Source organism: Amycolatopsis sp. CA-128772, from assembly GCF_002904295.1.
Taxonomy (GTDB): Bacteria; Actinomycetota; Actinomycetes; order Mycobacteriales; family Pseudonocardiaceae; genus Amycolatopsis.
The window spans coordinates 247060-260084 of sequence record NZ_PPHG01000075.1 but is presented as its reverse complement, the minus strand read 5'-3'; the positions used below and the strand labels follow the sequence as shown (position 1 = coordinate 260084).

Sequence of the window (13025 nt, the reverse complement as noted above, 5' to 3'; positions counted from 1 at the left end):
GGGGTACGACAGTTCCGGCGACCGCAACGCCCGCCGCCCGTACCCGGACGGTCGGCCGGCGTACCCGGAGGGTCGGCTCGGCCGCGTGCACCGAGCCGACCCTCTGGGTACGCGAGCCGACCGTTCAGGTACGCGAGCCGACCCTCTGGGTACGCGGGCCGGCCCGCTGGGGACGCGGGTCGTCCATCGGGGGCCGGATCACCCGGTACCCACACCCGGGGCTCTAGGCTCTCCGCATGGCCGCGACCAGTGAGCAGGGCACCGGGGGGACCCGGCAGGCCGTCCTCTCGGACGGTGGCCTCGTGCTGTTCCGGGTCGCCGGGGTGCCGGTGCTGCTCGCCCCCTCCTGGTGGGTCGGCTCGCTGATCGTCGTCGTGCTGTACGCGCCGCTGGTCGGGCGGCTGCTGCCGGACGCCTCGACCGGGACGTCGTGGCTGCTGGCCGGCGCGTTCGCGCTGCTGCTGGGGCTGTCCGTGCTCGCCCACGAGCTCGGGCACTGCCTGGTCGCGCTGCGGCTGGGGATCCCGGTGCGGCGGCTGCGCCTGTTCCTCCTCGGCGGTCTGTCCGAAGTGGCCCGCACCCCGAAGCGGCCCGGCGACGAGGGCCTGGTCGCCGCGGCCGGGCCCGCCGTGTCCCTGCTGCTCGGCGGGTTCTGCGGCCTGCTGATGTTCGCCGTGCCCGCGGACGGCGCGGTCTGGCTCCTGATCGGCGAGTGCGCGGTGGCGAACCTCGCCGTCGGCGTGTTCAACCTGCTGCCCGGCCTGCCGCTGGACGGCGGCCGGCTGGTCCGCGCCGGTGTCTGGGCGGCCACCGGCATCCGCGCGAAGGGCACGCGCGCCGCGGTCGCCGGCGGGGGCGTCGTCGCCGCGGGGCTGCTCGTCTGGGCGCTGTGGGGCCTGGCGACGGCGAGCCCGGACCGCTGGCTGCGGCTGGGCGTCTGCGTCGTGACGGCGTGGTTCGTGATCCTCGGCGCCCGCTCCGAGCTGGCCGCCGAAGCGCGCCGCACCTGGCCGGACGGCCTGGTCCTCGGCGAGCTGGTCCGGCCGGTGCTGCAGCTGCCGGCCGAAAGCCCGGTGTCGGACGCGCTGGCCGCGTCGGCCGGCCGGGGGGTGGTGCTGGTCCGCGCCGACGGCGTGGCGGCCGGGCTCCTCGACGAAGGCGCGGCGGAGCGGCTGGCGGCCTCGTCGCCGCACGCGCCGGCCGAACTCGCGGCCGAACCGATCCGGGCCGAGACCGTGCTGCTGGCCTCGGAGCCGGGCGAAGACGTCATCGAGCGGGTCCGGGAAACGGCCGCGTGGCAGTTCCTCGTCGTCGACGACGAGGGCCGTCCGGCGGGTGTGCTGCGCCGGGACGAGCTGCGGGCCGCGATGAACCGCCGCACCCGCTGAGTCCCCGCCCCGCACGGCCTGCGAAGATCTGGCGTCGGCCAACCGGGTTACAGGAGGAAGTTTTGTCGGTCAGCGGACCGTTTCGCACGGGTGATCGGGTGCAGTTGACCGACTCGAAGGGGCGGCACTACACCCTGACGCTGGCCGACGGCGGTGAGTACCACACCCATCGCGGCGCCCTCGCCCACGACGACCTGATCGGCCGGCCCGAGGGCTCGGTGGTGACGTCCGCGGGCGGCTCGACGTACCTCGCGCTGCGCCCCCTCCTGCCGGACTACGTGCTCTCCATGCCCCGCGGCGCGCAGGTGATCTACCCGAAGGACGCCGCCCAGATCGTGATGTGGGGCGACATCTTCCCGGGCGCGCGCGTCCTCGAGGCGGGCGCCGGCTCCGGCGCGCTGACCTGCTCGCTGCTGCGCGCGGTCGGCCCGGCCGGGCGCGTGCAGTCCTACGAGATCCGCGACGACCACGCCGAACACGCCGAGCGCAACGTGGTCAAGTTCTTCGGCGAGAAGCCGGCCAACTGGTCCCTCACGGTCGCCGACCTGGCGTCGCACGAGGGCGAGGTGGACCGGGTCGTGCTGGACATGCTGGCCCCGTGGGACCAGCTGCCGAACGTGGCCGCCCACCTGGTCCCGGGCGGCGTGCTGACGGTCTACGTCGCGACGGTGACGCAGCTTTCGCGGGTGACGGAGTCGCTGCGCGAGCAGCAGTGCTGGACCGAGCCCGAGTCGTGGGAGACGCTGATGCGCCCGTGGCACGTGGTGGGCCTGGCGGTGCGGCCGGACCACCGGATGGTCGCGCACACGGCGTTCCTGCTCACGGCCCGGCGGCTGGCGGACGGGACCGTGTCGCCGCGCGTGTCGCGCCGGCCGAGCAAGGGCAAGGGCTGAGGGACCCGTGCCGACGCCCGGCTAACCCGGCACGCACCACCGGCCGTTCTCCTTGTGCAGCGGGAAGGGCGTGTCCTTCGTCCCGCCCGCGGCCTCCACGTGCACCTTCGCCGTCGCCGATTCGCCGCGCAGCTCCGGCGGCCCGGTCAGCTTCGCCGTGACCGGGCCGGCCGCGTCCCACGTGCGCTGCAGGCCGGCCAGGGCCTCCGTGCTCTGCGGACGGCAGGTGAGCTTGCCGAACGCCGCCGAGTCGTGGCGGGTGATGGCGTCGACGATCGCGCGGGCCAGCACGGCCACCGCCGCCGTGTCGGCCGCGTCGGGGGCGGCCGGTGCCGAGGGGCGGGGCGGCTGCCCCGGCGGGCCCGACGCGGCGGGCGGACCGCCGGTCGGGGCGACGAGCAGCAGGCCCAGCACGACGCCCGCGGCGGCCACGCCGAGCAGCACCAGCCCGCCGAAGAGCGCCCGGTTCACCGAAGGCGGGCGCTCACTGGCCGTCCGCCTTCACGTTGGACAGGCACCAGAGCCCGGATTCCTTCTGGGCCGACATCGTGCCGACCTTCGTCTTGCTGCCGTCGGTCGCCGAGTAGCGGACGGTGGCCTTGTCGCCCGTCTCCTGCGGGTCGCCGGTCAGCTTGACCGTCACCTTCGGGATCTGGCCCGTCGAGCCCTCGTAGACGCTCCGGCAGATGACGTCGCCGAGCGCCTTCTCGTCGCCCGCGTTGTAGGCCGAGATCGTCGTGTCGAACAGCTCCTGGGAGCTGCCCTTGCCACCGGGGGCCGGGCCGCCGGCGGGCTTGCTCGCCTTCGACGTCGGGCTGGTCGGCGAGGTCGTCTTCGGCTTCGGGGTCGACGCCTTCGGGGCGGACGTCGGCGCCGCGGAACTGCTGCTCGCGGGCGGCGCGGCCGTCTGGTCGTCCTTGCCCTGGGTGAGGACGAACGCCGTCACGCCGCCGCCGACGAGGACCACCGCGGCCGCCGCGATGCCGACGATCAGGCCGGTTTTCTTCTTCTTGGGCGGGGGAGCGTCGCCGAAGCCGCCGCCGTACTGGTCGAACCCGCCGTAGCCCGGCTGCGGCTGGCCCCACTGGTCCTGCGGCCCGTACTGGGGGTGGCCCTGCGGGGGCTGAGGGCCCGGCTGCGGCGGGTAGCCGCCCTGGCCGGGCTGGTCGTACGGACCCGGCTGGCCGAACTGCTGGGCGCCGCCCTCGTACCCGCCGGGCTGGCCGAACTGCTGCGTGCCGCCGTAGCCGGGCTGCGGCTGGGGCCCGCTCTGGGGGTAACCACCGGCCTGTGACTGACCGTACGGGCCGGGCTGCTGCCCGTAGCCGCCGGGCTGCTGGCCGTAGCCGCCCGGTTGCTGCGGCGGGTAGGTCATGAGTGGTGCCCCCTAGCGTTCCCTCGATAGCGCCCGGCCGTCGGGGCCGGTTCCGCGTCGCCCGATGCTAGCCACCGGCCCGGCCTGCCGCGCGGTTAGGGCGGAACTGGCCGGAATTGCCCGGATCCCGGCCGGGGTTGGGCCACCCGTGGGCGGGGTACTCCCGTCGTGCTTGCTTCATCCCGGCCCGGCCGGACCCGCGACACACCGGCGCCACGGCACCGAAATGGCCGCTTGCGCTGCGGGAATGTCCGTGCTGGAGGGGGCTGGCAAACCGCGACGCGCCGATCTTGTGATCCGGAAAGGCCTTTTCTTGTCGGTGATCGCCGGTACCGTGGAATGAAAAGCACTCCGAGGAGGTGCCCGATGCATCATGACCTTCCCGGAGGTCGGCGCGAGGAGGCCGACCCTTCAGCAACATCCGGAGCTGGGACGACGGCGGACGAGCAGGCTCGGCAGATCCGTTTTCTCGAGGAAGAAGTGGCGCTGCTGCGCCGCAAACTGACGGACTCGCCACGGCAGAACCGGGTTCTCGAACAGCGGCTCGCCGAGGCCTCGGAAAGGGTGAGCCAGCTCACCGAACGCAACACCAAACTGGTCGAAACCCTGCGCGAAGCGCGAGGACAGCTCCTCGCCCTCCGCGAGGAGGTCGACCGGCTGGCCCAGCCACCGTCCGGGTACGGCGTCTTCGTCGAGGCGTACGAGGACAACACGGTGGACGTCTTCACGGCCGGCCGGAAGATGCGGGTGTCGGTTTCGCCCGCGGTGGAGATCTCGTCGCTGCGCCGTGGCCAGGCGCTGCGGCTCAACGAGGCGCTCACCGTGGTCGAGGGCGGCGGTTTCGAACGCACCGGTGAGGTGTGTGCGCTGCGTGAGGTGCTCGCCGCCGACGTCGAGGGCGGCAGCCCCCGCGCGCTGGTGGTCGGGCACGCGGACGAAGAGCGGGTGGTCCTGCTCTCCGACCTGCTGGCCGAGCAGCCGCTCAAGCCGGGCGACTCGCTGCTGGTCGACTCCAAGGCCGGCTACGCGTACGAGCGCGTGCCGAAGGCGGAGGTCGAGGACCTGGTGCTGGAGGAGGTGCCCGACGTCCGCTACGAGGACATCGGTGGCCTCACCCGGCAGATCGAGCAGATCAGGGACGCGGTCGAGCTGCCGTTCCTGCACGCCGACCTGTACCAGGAGTACCAGCTGCGCCCGCCCAAGGGTGTCCTGCTCTACGGCCCGCCGGGCTGCGGCAAGACGCTCATCGCCAAGGCGGTGGCGAACTCGCTGGCCAAGAAGGTGGCGGCGGCGCGGGGCGACAACGAGGACGGGAAGTCCTACTTCCTGAACATCAAGGGTCCCGAGCTGCTCAACAAGTTCGTCGGGGAGACCGAGCGGCACATCCGCCTGATCTTCCAGCGAGCGCGGGAGAAGGCCTCCGAGGGCACCCCGGTGATCGTGTTCTTCGACGAGATGGACTCGATCTTCCGGACCCGTGGGTCGGGCGTGTCGTCCGACGTGGAGACCACGATCGTGCCGCAGCTGCTGTCGGAAATCGACGGTGTCGAAGGCCTGGAGAACGTCATCGTCATCGGCGCCTCCAACCGCGAAGACATGATCGACCCGGCGATCCTGCGGCCGGGCCGGCTCGACGTCAAGATCAAGATCGAGCGTCCGGACGCCGAAGGCGCGAAGGACATCTTCTCCAAGTACCTGGCCGAAGGCCTGCCGATCCACGCCGACGACCTCGCCGAGTTCGGCGGGGACCCGAAGGCGACGTTCGACGCGATGATCCAGCACACCGTCGAGCGGATGTACGAGGAGAGCGACGAGAACCGGTTCCTCGAGGTGACCTACGCCAACGGGGACAAGGAAGTCCTGTACTTCCGCGACTTCAACTCGGGCGCGATGATCCAGAACATCGTGGACCGGGCGAAGAAGTCGGCGATCAAGTCGGTGCTGGAGACCAACCAGCCGGGTCTGCGCGTGCAGCACCTACTCGACGCGATCGTCGACGAGTTCGCGGAGAACGAGGACCTGCCCAACACGACCAACCCGGACGACTGGGCCCGGATCTCCGGCAAGAAGGGCGAGCGGATCGTCTACATCCGCACGCTCGTCACCGGCAAGAACCAGGACTCGGGGCGGGCGATCGACACCGCCACGAACACCGGTCAGTACCTGTAGGAGGAACGCGCGATGGGGCGGCCGCCGCGGCGACCGCCCCATCGGCGTGTCTACCGGCGGACGAGTTCGGGCTGGGTCCGGCGTAGCTTCCCGTGCGCGGCGAGGATCCCCAGCACCACGAGCAGCGCCCCGGCCGGCTGGTTCCAGCTCACCGGCTCACCCAGCACCAGCACGCCCAGGAGCACCCCGACCACCGGCGTCAGGTACGTCACCGCCGAGGCGTTGGCCGCGCCCCAGGCCGCGATGATGCGGACGTTCCACACGTAGGCCAGTCCGGTGCCGAAGACGCCGAGGGCGAGCATGCTCGCCACCACCGGCAGGCTCAGGTGCACCGGCGTCGCCGCGATCGCCGGGGCCAGCAAGCCCAGGATCACCGTCGCCGACGCCGTCTGCCCGAACGCCACCACCACCGGGTCCGTCCCACGGGGTGAGAGGAACCGGCGCATGTAGACGAAACACGCGCCGTAGCACGCCGTCGCGCCGAGGCAGGCGAGCTGGGCGGTCAGCTGGTGGGACACGTCGATGCCGTGCCACACCCCGACGATCGTGAGCACGCCGAGGAACCCGAGCAGCAGGCCGAGCACCCGCGGCGGCGTGAACCGCTCTTCGGGCAGCGCCACGGCCGCCAGCAGCATCGTGACCAGCGGCGTCGTCGCGTTGAAGATGCTCGCGAGGCCGGAGGAGATGTACTGCTCCGCCCACGAGAACAGCAGGAACGGCACCACGCACAACAGCACCGACACGATCGCGAGGTGCCCCCACAGCGCCGGATCCCGGGGCAGCGGCCGCCGGCGCGCCACCAGGACGACGGCCAGCGCCAGCGCCCCCAGCGCCACCCGGGCGAGCGCGACCTGGGCGGGGGAGAGCCCGCCGAGCCCCACCTTGATGAACAGGAAACTCGCACCCCACACGACGGCCAGCAGCGCGAACCGCACCGTGACCCCGAATCCGACCGAACGCATGGCCGCAGTCAAACCGGGACGCCGGTCGCGAAGCCAGTGGTTTTCCGACGTCACATTGTGTATAACGGCCTATACCATGGGGCAGGAATCGCAAGCAGCAGTCGAGTACGTCGCCGGGCGCGTGGCCGGGCCGCCGCTGCCGGTAGGCCTGGATGTCACCGTGCACTTCCACCCGGACCGGCTGGTGGGGGACGTGCCGCTGCTGCGGCACTGGCTGACCGACGGGCACTACCGCTCGCAGTTCGAGACGGGGACGGGCAACGGCGGCCTCACCGCGCACCCCGGCGGGGCCCGGTGGCACTGGGAGCACCGGATGTTCGGCGGGGTCTACGACGACCTGCCGCCCGCCGCCCGGCCGAAGTACGGCTCGCTCAACCACCGCCGGCGCGCGGCCGGCGGCTCGGTCCGGTTCGGATCGGCGCACTTCCGGCTCAAGCCCGAAGTCCTCGCGCGCACAACGTTCTGTTATCCGGACAGCTTCCACGATCCGGTGGACTTCGGCACGGCCGCGCACCTGCCGCTGCTCCCGCTCGTCGAGGCCGACGCCCCGGACGAGCTCGACGACTACGTCGAGGCCCACGTCCACGGCCCGCTCCGGCTGCCGGAGGACGTCGCGGCCCTGGTGCTGGACCCGTCGTTCCGGGGCACCGACGTCGAAGCGGCGGCCGCGGGGTTCCGGTTCCCGACGTACTGGCACCACGGGTTCCGGCTCCCGGTGTCCACCCTCGCCGAGCACGCGGACTACCGCGGCGAGGACGCCGTGCGGGCCGGCGAGGACATCGCCGAGGACGGGTGGCTGGACGCCCGCGTCATCGGGAACGCCGTCCGCGCCGGCCGGCACGACCCCCAGGTGCTCAAGCGCGTGTGGCACTGCACCGCGCGGTTCGGCCTACGCGGGTAGCAGCGCTTCGGTCAGCCGGCGCCAGTGCGGCATGGCCGAGGTGCCCGGCTCGACGCCGATGACCTGGACGCCGACGTGGTCGGCGCCCGCGTCGAGGTGCGCGCGCAGCTTGGCCGTGATCGAGTCCGGGTCGCCCCAGAACACCAGGGCGTCGACGAGCCGGTCGCTGCCGCCGTCGATGTCCGCGTCCGAGTAGCCGAGCCGGCGGAACTTGGCGATGTTGTACGGCGTGGTGAGGTACGGGTGCAGGTGCCTGCGGGCGATCTCCCGTGCCTTCGCCGCGTCCGTCTCGAACAGCACGGCGTGCTCGACGCCGAGGAACGGTTCCGCGCCGAGGATCTCGCGCGCCTGGGCCGTGTGCTCGGGGGTGACGTGGTAGGTGTGCGCACCCGCCGACCGGTCGCGGGCCAGCTCCAGCATCTTCGGGCCGTACGCGGCGAGGATCCGCCGCACCGGGGCGCGCGGCGCGGGGTTGACCTTCGTGTCGATGTCCAGCGCGTCCAGGTAGTCGTTCATCGCCCGGAGCGGCTTCGCGCCCGGTTTGCCGGCGCCGAAGCCGAGGCCCAGCAGGTGGCGGTCCGGGTAGGCGTCGGCCAGCAGCAGGGCCCCGCCGCGGGTCCACTGGGCGTCGCGGGACCAGATCCGCGCGATGCCGTTCACGACGGTGAGGCGTTCGGTGGCCGCCAGCAGGAACCCGGCGTGCGTCAGGGCTTCGCGGCCCTCGCTCTCCGGGATCCAGATCGCCGGCCAGCCGAGTTCCTCCAGCTCCTGCACCGAATCGCGGATGAGCCCGGCCGGCTGGTCCTCGAAGTCGAACGTCCAGATCCCGTAGCGGCCCAGCCGCATGTTCTCGATCATACCCATGATTCGAAGTATCGCAGATTTACGATATGACGAGCAAGCAAGGGTGGCCGGCGGGGGGAGAGGGGCAGGTCAGAGGGTGCGGCCGAGCAGGTCGACGAGCTCGGCGATCCGGGCTTCGTCACGCCTGTAGTGCGTCCACTTCCCGACGCGGGTGGCCCGGACCAGCCCGGCGCGCTGCAGTACGGCCAGGTACGCCGACACCGTCGACTGCGCCAGCCCCAGCTTCTCCTGGATGTGGCTCACGCAGACCCCGACCTCGGCCGGATCGGCGATCGCCCGCTCGACCGGGAAGTGCCGCTCCGGCTCCCGCAGCCACTGCAGCACCTGCAGCCGGACCGGGTTCGCGAGCGCCTTGAAGACGTCGAGCAGCTGCTCGACGTCGGCCTCGGATCCGGTGCGTGTCGTCATGGTGTCGCTCCCAGTATATCGGCGTATAACGACCTATACTCACTGGCGTGAGCGAAGAAACCTCGCGGCCGCGCGCGCCCATCACCGAGTCCGACGTCCTCGCCTGGCTGGAGACGACGGCCGCCGCCGTCGAAATGGGGGAGGTGGGCGCCCAGGAGCTCATCGACCTGCTCGGCGAGCTGCGCCGCGCGTCCGCGGCCTGCGCCGACGCGTCGGACTGGCTGCTGCTCGCGGCGCGGGAAGGCGGCGCCAGCCTTCGGCAGATCGCCCCCGTCTTCGGCAAGGGCTACGTCCGCGCTCCGGCCGCCCGCCTCGAGAAGCTGCACCGCCAGGCGCAGACCGCGGGCCAGTGGCTGGCCATCCTGCGGCACAAGCAGACGGCATGAGCGTGGACCGCATCGCCCTCGGCCTGGCGGCGCTGGGCCGCCCGGCGTACATCAACCTCGGCCGCGACGGGGCCTTGCCGCCCGTGCGGGACGTCGATTCGATGCGCGCGGCGACGTTCGCCGTGCTCGACGACGCTTATGCCGCGGGCGTCCGGCACGTCGACGTCGCCCGCTCGTACGGGCGCTCCGAGGAGTTCCTGGCCGGGTGGCTCGCCGAACGCGGTCACGCGGGCGTGGAGATCTCCAGCAAGTGGGGTTACGCCTACGTCGGGGAGTGGCGGCTCGACGCCGGCGTGCACGAGGTGAAGGAGCACTCGGCGATACGCTTCGCCACGCAGTGGGCGGAAACCCTGGCGCTGCTGGGGGATCGGGTGGGTCTGTACCAGGTGCATTCGCTCACTGTGGACAGTCCCTTGTTCACCGACGAGCCGCTGCTCGAAGCGCTGGCGGAGCTGGCCGCGAACGGGGTCGCGGTCGGGTTTTCGACGTCCGGGCCGGCCCAGGCGGACGCGATCGAGCGGGCGTTCGCGCTGGAAGTGGCCGGGCGCCCGGTGTTCTCCGCGGTGCAGTCGACGTGGAACGTACTGGAGCCGTCCGCGGGGCCGGCCCTGGCCGCGGCGCACGCGGCCGGGAACCGGGTGCTGGTCAAGGAAACCCTGGCCAACGGCAGGCTGGCGGTCGAGGCGCCGGCCGCGGTGCGCGAGCTCGCGGCCGCCCACGGGACCGGGCCGGACGCCGTCGCGGTGGCCGCGGTGCTGGCCAACGACTGGGTGGACCGGGCGGTGATCGGCCCGGCGAGCCCGGCGCAGCTGGCGGCGAACCTGCGGGCCGCCAGGCTGGACCTGACCGCGGAAGAACGGGAGTCACTGGCCGCGCCGGCCGAGGACCCCGGGGCGTACTGGCGACACCGGTCCTCGTTGGAGTGGGACTGAGCGGCTGCACTACCCTTCCCAGGCACGTCACGGACGACAGGAGGCCGGAGCAGGTGCGTCATCGGCAGGCGATCGCGTTGGCCGCGGTCGCGTTGGTCGGCCTCACGGCCTGCGACGGGCCCGACCCGAACAACCTCGAGACGTACTACGACGATCCGGCGCCCACGTCCTCGGCGGTCCCGCCGACCTCGGAGGCCCCGGTGAGTCCCGCGAAGGCGGCTCCGGCCGCGCCGCCCCCGGTCGTGCCCGACGCCGGCCGGCTCGCCGGGCAGGCGCTGCTGTCGGACGCCGACGTCGCCGGAGAAGGCGTGCAGCCGGGCTCGGGCGAGGCTTCGGGGTGCCTGGCGGACGGGCCGTCGGCGGGCAGCCGGACCGCGACCTGGCGCTACTCCAGCGGGTCGGTGCTGAGCCACCGCGTCGTGGTGTTCCCGGACGGATCGGCCGCCCGGGCCCTCGCGGCGAACGAGTGTGCGGGCAAGGCGGTCAGCGTTCCCGTGCAGCCCGGGGTCGAGCGGCAGCAGGCCTGGTGCGACGGCCGGACCTGCACGGTGCTGCTGGCCAAGGGCAGGCTCGTGTCCGAGCTGACGGTCTCGGCGAGCACCGGGACCCGCGCGGTGGACGCGGCGAAGCGGCTGCTGCCCGCGATGACGGCGAAGCTGACCGCTCAGCCGTAACGGCGGAACCACTCCTGGACGCCTTCGCGGCCGTCGGGGATGAAGGGCTGGGCGGGGGCCGGGTCGTCGACCCAGGCGCGGAGCTCGTCCAGCGGGATCCAGCGACCTTCGACGATCTCCTCGGCCTGGTGGCGGATCGGCCCGTCCCAGCGGACCTCGAAGGCGAAGTTGTGGCAGCGGTTGCGGCCGTCGTCGTAGACCTTGGTGAACCGGGGGAGGAGTTCCACCCCCTGGACGCCGAGTTCTTCGGCGAGTTCGCGGCGCGCGCACTCGGCCGGTGTCTCGCCGGCGGCGACCACCCCGCCGGCCCAGCAGTCCCAGGTCGAGGGGAAGACGTCCTTGCCGGGGGTGCGGAGGTGCACGTAGACCGCGGTTCCGTCACCCGAACGGACCAGGACGACGCCGGCGGCGTGCCACAGCCCCTCGGCGCGGACGCGCGCGCGGGTCGTGGTGCCGACGGCCGCGCCGGCCTGGTCATAGAGGGCAACGAGTTCGTCACTGCCTGGCATGGGTGCATCGTTCCACTAGGGCGACCCCGTAGGGTGGTGACATGCGGCGGATCATGGGAACCGAAGTCGAGTACGGCATCTCCGTGCCGGGCGACGCGACGGCGAACCCGGTACTCACCTCCACCCAGGTCGTGCTGGCCTACGCGGCGGCGGCCGACATCCCGCGCGCCCGGCGGGCGCGGTGGGACTACGAGGTGGAGTCCCCGCTGCGCGACGCGCGCGGGTTCGACCTGACCGGCCCGGGCGGGCCGGGCCACGACCCGGACGTCGAGGACCTGGGCGCGGCGAACGTCATCCTGACCAACGGGGCGCGGCTGTACGTCGACCATGCGCACCCGGAGTACTCGGCGCCCGAGGTGACGAACGCGCGCGACGCGGTCATCTGGGACAAGGCGGGCGAGCGGGTGATGGAGGAGGCGGCGATGAAGGCCGCGTCCGTCCCGGGCCAGCCGCAGCTGCAGCTGTACAAGAACAACGTCGACGGCAAGGGTGCGAGCTACGGCACGCACGAGAACTACCTGTGCGCGCGCTCGACGCCGTTCACCGCGATCATCGCCGGGCTGACGCCGTTCTTCGTGTCGCGGCAGGTGGTGACCGGGTCGGGCCGGGTCGGGATCGGCCAGCAGAGTGAAGAGGCCGGGTTCCAGCTCTCCCAGCGTGCGGACTACATCGAGGTCGAGGTCGGCCTGGAGACCACGCTCAAGCGCGGGATCATCAACACCCGCGACGAGCCGCACGCGGACGCGGACAAGTACCGCCGGCTGCACGTCATCATCGGCGACGCGAACATGTCGGAGTACTCGACGTACCTGAAGGTCGGGACGACGGCGCTGGTGCTGGACCTGATCGAGTCGGGCATCCGGTTCGACGACCTGAAGCTGGACGAGCCGGTCAAGGCGGTCCACCAGATCAGCCACGACCCGACGCTGAAGAAGCAGGTCGCGCTGGCGAACGGGAAGAAGTACACCGGCCTGGACCTGCAGTTCGCCTACCACGAGATCGCTTCGCAGAACCTGGAGCGCACGGGCGCGGACCAGGCGTCGAAGGAGGTCCTGCGGGTCTGGGGCGAGGTGCTGGACGCACTGGCGCGGGACCCGCAGGAGTGCGCGGACCGGCTGGACTGGCCGGCGAAGCTGCGGCTGCTGGAGGGCTACCGCCAGCGGGACAGCCTGGCCTGGGGCGCCCCGCGGCTGCGGCTGGTGGACCTGCAGTATTCGGACGTCCGGCTGGCGAAGGGCCTGTACAACCGGCTCGTGACGCGCGGCTCGATGAAGCGGCTAGTCACGGAGGAGGAGGTGCTGGCCGCGGTGACGACGCCGCCGTCGGACACGCGGGCCTACTTCCGGGGCCGGGCGCTGGAGAAGTACGCGACCTCGATCGCGGCGGCGTCGTGGGATTCGGTCATCTTCGACGTGGGCAAGGAGTCGCTGGTGCGGATCCCGACTTTGGAGCCGCTGCGGGGGACGAAGGCGCACGTCGGCAAGCTGCTGGACAACGCGGCGACGGCGGAGGAGCTCGTGGAGGCCCTCACCGGTTCGGACTAGGCGGGACGCACCAGCGATCG

The 13025-nt window shown here is 72.4% G+C and carries 14 protein-coding genes; 8 read left to right on the top strand and 6 right to left on the bottom strand.

The window, feature by feature from the left end; translation table 11 throughout:
- Positions 1-236 precede the first annotated feature (236 nt).
- Entirely contained in the window at positions 237-1388 is a 1152-nt protein-coding gene (locus tag C2L59_RS29880) for a site-2 protease family protein (protein ID WP_103352847.1), read from the top strand.
- Between the two features lie 62 nt (positions 1389-1450).
- Entirely contained in the window at positions 1451-2281 is an 831-nt protein-coding gene (locus tag C2L59_RS29875) for a tRNA (adenine-N1)-methyltransferase (protein ID WP_103352846.1), read from the top strand.
- Between the two features lie 21 nt (positions 2282-2302).
- Here C2L59_RS29875 and C2L59_RS29870 read toward each other — a convergent pair whose 3' ends face one another.
- Both C2L59_RS29870 and C2L59_RS29865 read right to left on the bottom strand, forming a co-directional pair.
- Positions 2303-2752 (bottom strand): hypothetical protein, encoded by a 450-nt coding sequence (locus tag C2L59_RS29870; protein ID WP_103352845.1) that lies wholly within the window; start codon positions 2750-2752, stop codon positions 2303-2305.
- A 13-nt stretch (positions 2753-2765) separates the two neighbouring features.
- On the bottom strand, positions 2766-3656 hold the full coding sequence (locus tag C2L59_RS29865) for a hypothetical protein (RefSeq protein ID WP_103352844.1): 891 nt from the start codon (positions 3654-3656) through the stop codon (positions 2766-2768).
- Between the two features lie 366 nt (positions 3657-4022).
- Between C2L59_RS29865 and arc the strand changes: the two genes are divergently transcribed.
- Positions 4023-5825 (top strand): proteasome ATPase, encoded by a 1803-nt coding sequence (arc, locus tag C2L59_RS29860; RefSeq protein WP_103352843.1) that lies wholly within the window; start codon positions 4023-4025, stop codon positions 5823-5825.
- A gap of 50 nt (positions 5826-5875) precedes the next feature.
- Here arc and C2L59_RS29855 read toward each other — a convergent pair whose 3' ends face one another.
- Positions 5876-6787: a DMT family transporter gene (locus C2L59_RS29855; protein ID WP_103352842.1), complete on the bottom strand. Its 912-nt coding sequence runs from the start codon at positions 6785-6787 to the stop codon at positions 5876-5878.
- Positions 6788-6863: 76 nt separating this feature from the next.
- Here C2L59_RS29855 and C2L59_RS29850 point away from each other — a divergent pair, with 76 nt between their 5' ends.
- Positions 6864-7688: a DUF3626 domain-containing protein gene (locus tag C2L59_RS29850; RefSeq protein WP_103352841.1), complete on the top strand. Its 825-nt coding sequence runs from the start codon at positions 6864-6866 to the stop codon at positions 7686-7688.
- On the opposite strand, the gene C2L59_RS29845 is transcribed toward C2L59_RS29850, so the two are convergent.
- Both C2L59_RS29845 and C2L59_RS29840 read right to left on the bottom strand, forming a co-directional pair.
- Positions 7677-8552 carry a TIGR03620 family F420-dependent LLM class oxidoreductase gene (locus C2L59_RS29845; protein ID WP_370444791.1) on the bottom strand — a complete coding sequence of 292 codons (876 nt, stop codon included), beginning with the start codon at positions 8550-8552 and terminating at the stop codon, positions 7677-7679. The genes C2L59_RS29850 and C2L59_RS29845 overlap by 12 nt on opposite strands.
- Positions 8553-8621: 69 nt before the next feature.
- Positions 8622-8960, bottom strand: a complete 339-nt coding sequence (locus C2L59_RS29840; protein ID WP_103352840.1) for a helix-turn-helix transcriptional regulator — start codon at positions 8958-8960, stop codon at positions 8622-8624.
- 47 nt (positions 8961-9007) lie between these two features.
- Between C2L59_RS29840 and C2L59_RS29835 the strand changes: the two genes are divergently transcribed.
- From C2L59_RS29835 to C2L59_RS29825, 3 genes are read left to right on the top strand one after another with little or no spacing between them, the layout of a single operon-like run.
- On the top strand, positions 9008-9346 hold the full coding sequence (locus C2L59_RS29835) for a hypothetical protein (protein WP_103352839.1): 339 nt from the start codon (positions 9008-9010) through the stop codon (positions 9344-9346).
- Positions 9343-10278 (top strand): aldo/keto reductase, encoded by a 936-nt coding sequence (locus C2L59_RS29830; protein ID WP_103352838.1) that lies wholly within the window; start codon positions 9343-9345, stop codon positions 10276-10278. The genes C2L59_RS29835 and C2L59_RS29830 overlap by 4 nt, the downstream gene beginning before the upstream one ends.
- A gap of 53 nt (positions 10279-10331) precedes the next feature.
- Positions 10332-10952, top strand: a complete 621-nt coding sequence (locus C2L59_RS29825; RefSeq protein ID WP_199199316.1) for a hypothetical protein — start codon at positions 10332-10334, stop codon at positions 10950-10952.
- Here C2L59_RS29825 and C2L59_RS29820 read toward each other — a convergent pair.
- Complete coding sequence (locus C2L59_RS29820; protein WP_103352837.1) at positions 10943-11461, bottom strand: NUDIX domain-containing protein; 519 nt, start codon at positions 11459-11461, stop codon at positions 10943-10945. The genes C2L59_RS29825 and C2L59_RS29820 overlap by 10 nt on opposite strands.
- A gap of 41 nt (positions 11462-11502) precedes the next feature.
- Here C2L59_RS29820 and dop point away from each other — a divergent pair, with 41 nt between their 5' ends.
- A complete protein-coding gene (gene dop / locus C2L59_RS29815; RefSeq protein ID WP_103352836.1) occupies positions 11503-13005 on the top strand; it encodes a depupylase/deamidase Dop in 1503 nt (500 codons plus the stop codon).
- Positions 13006-13025 lie beyond the last annotated feature (20 nt).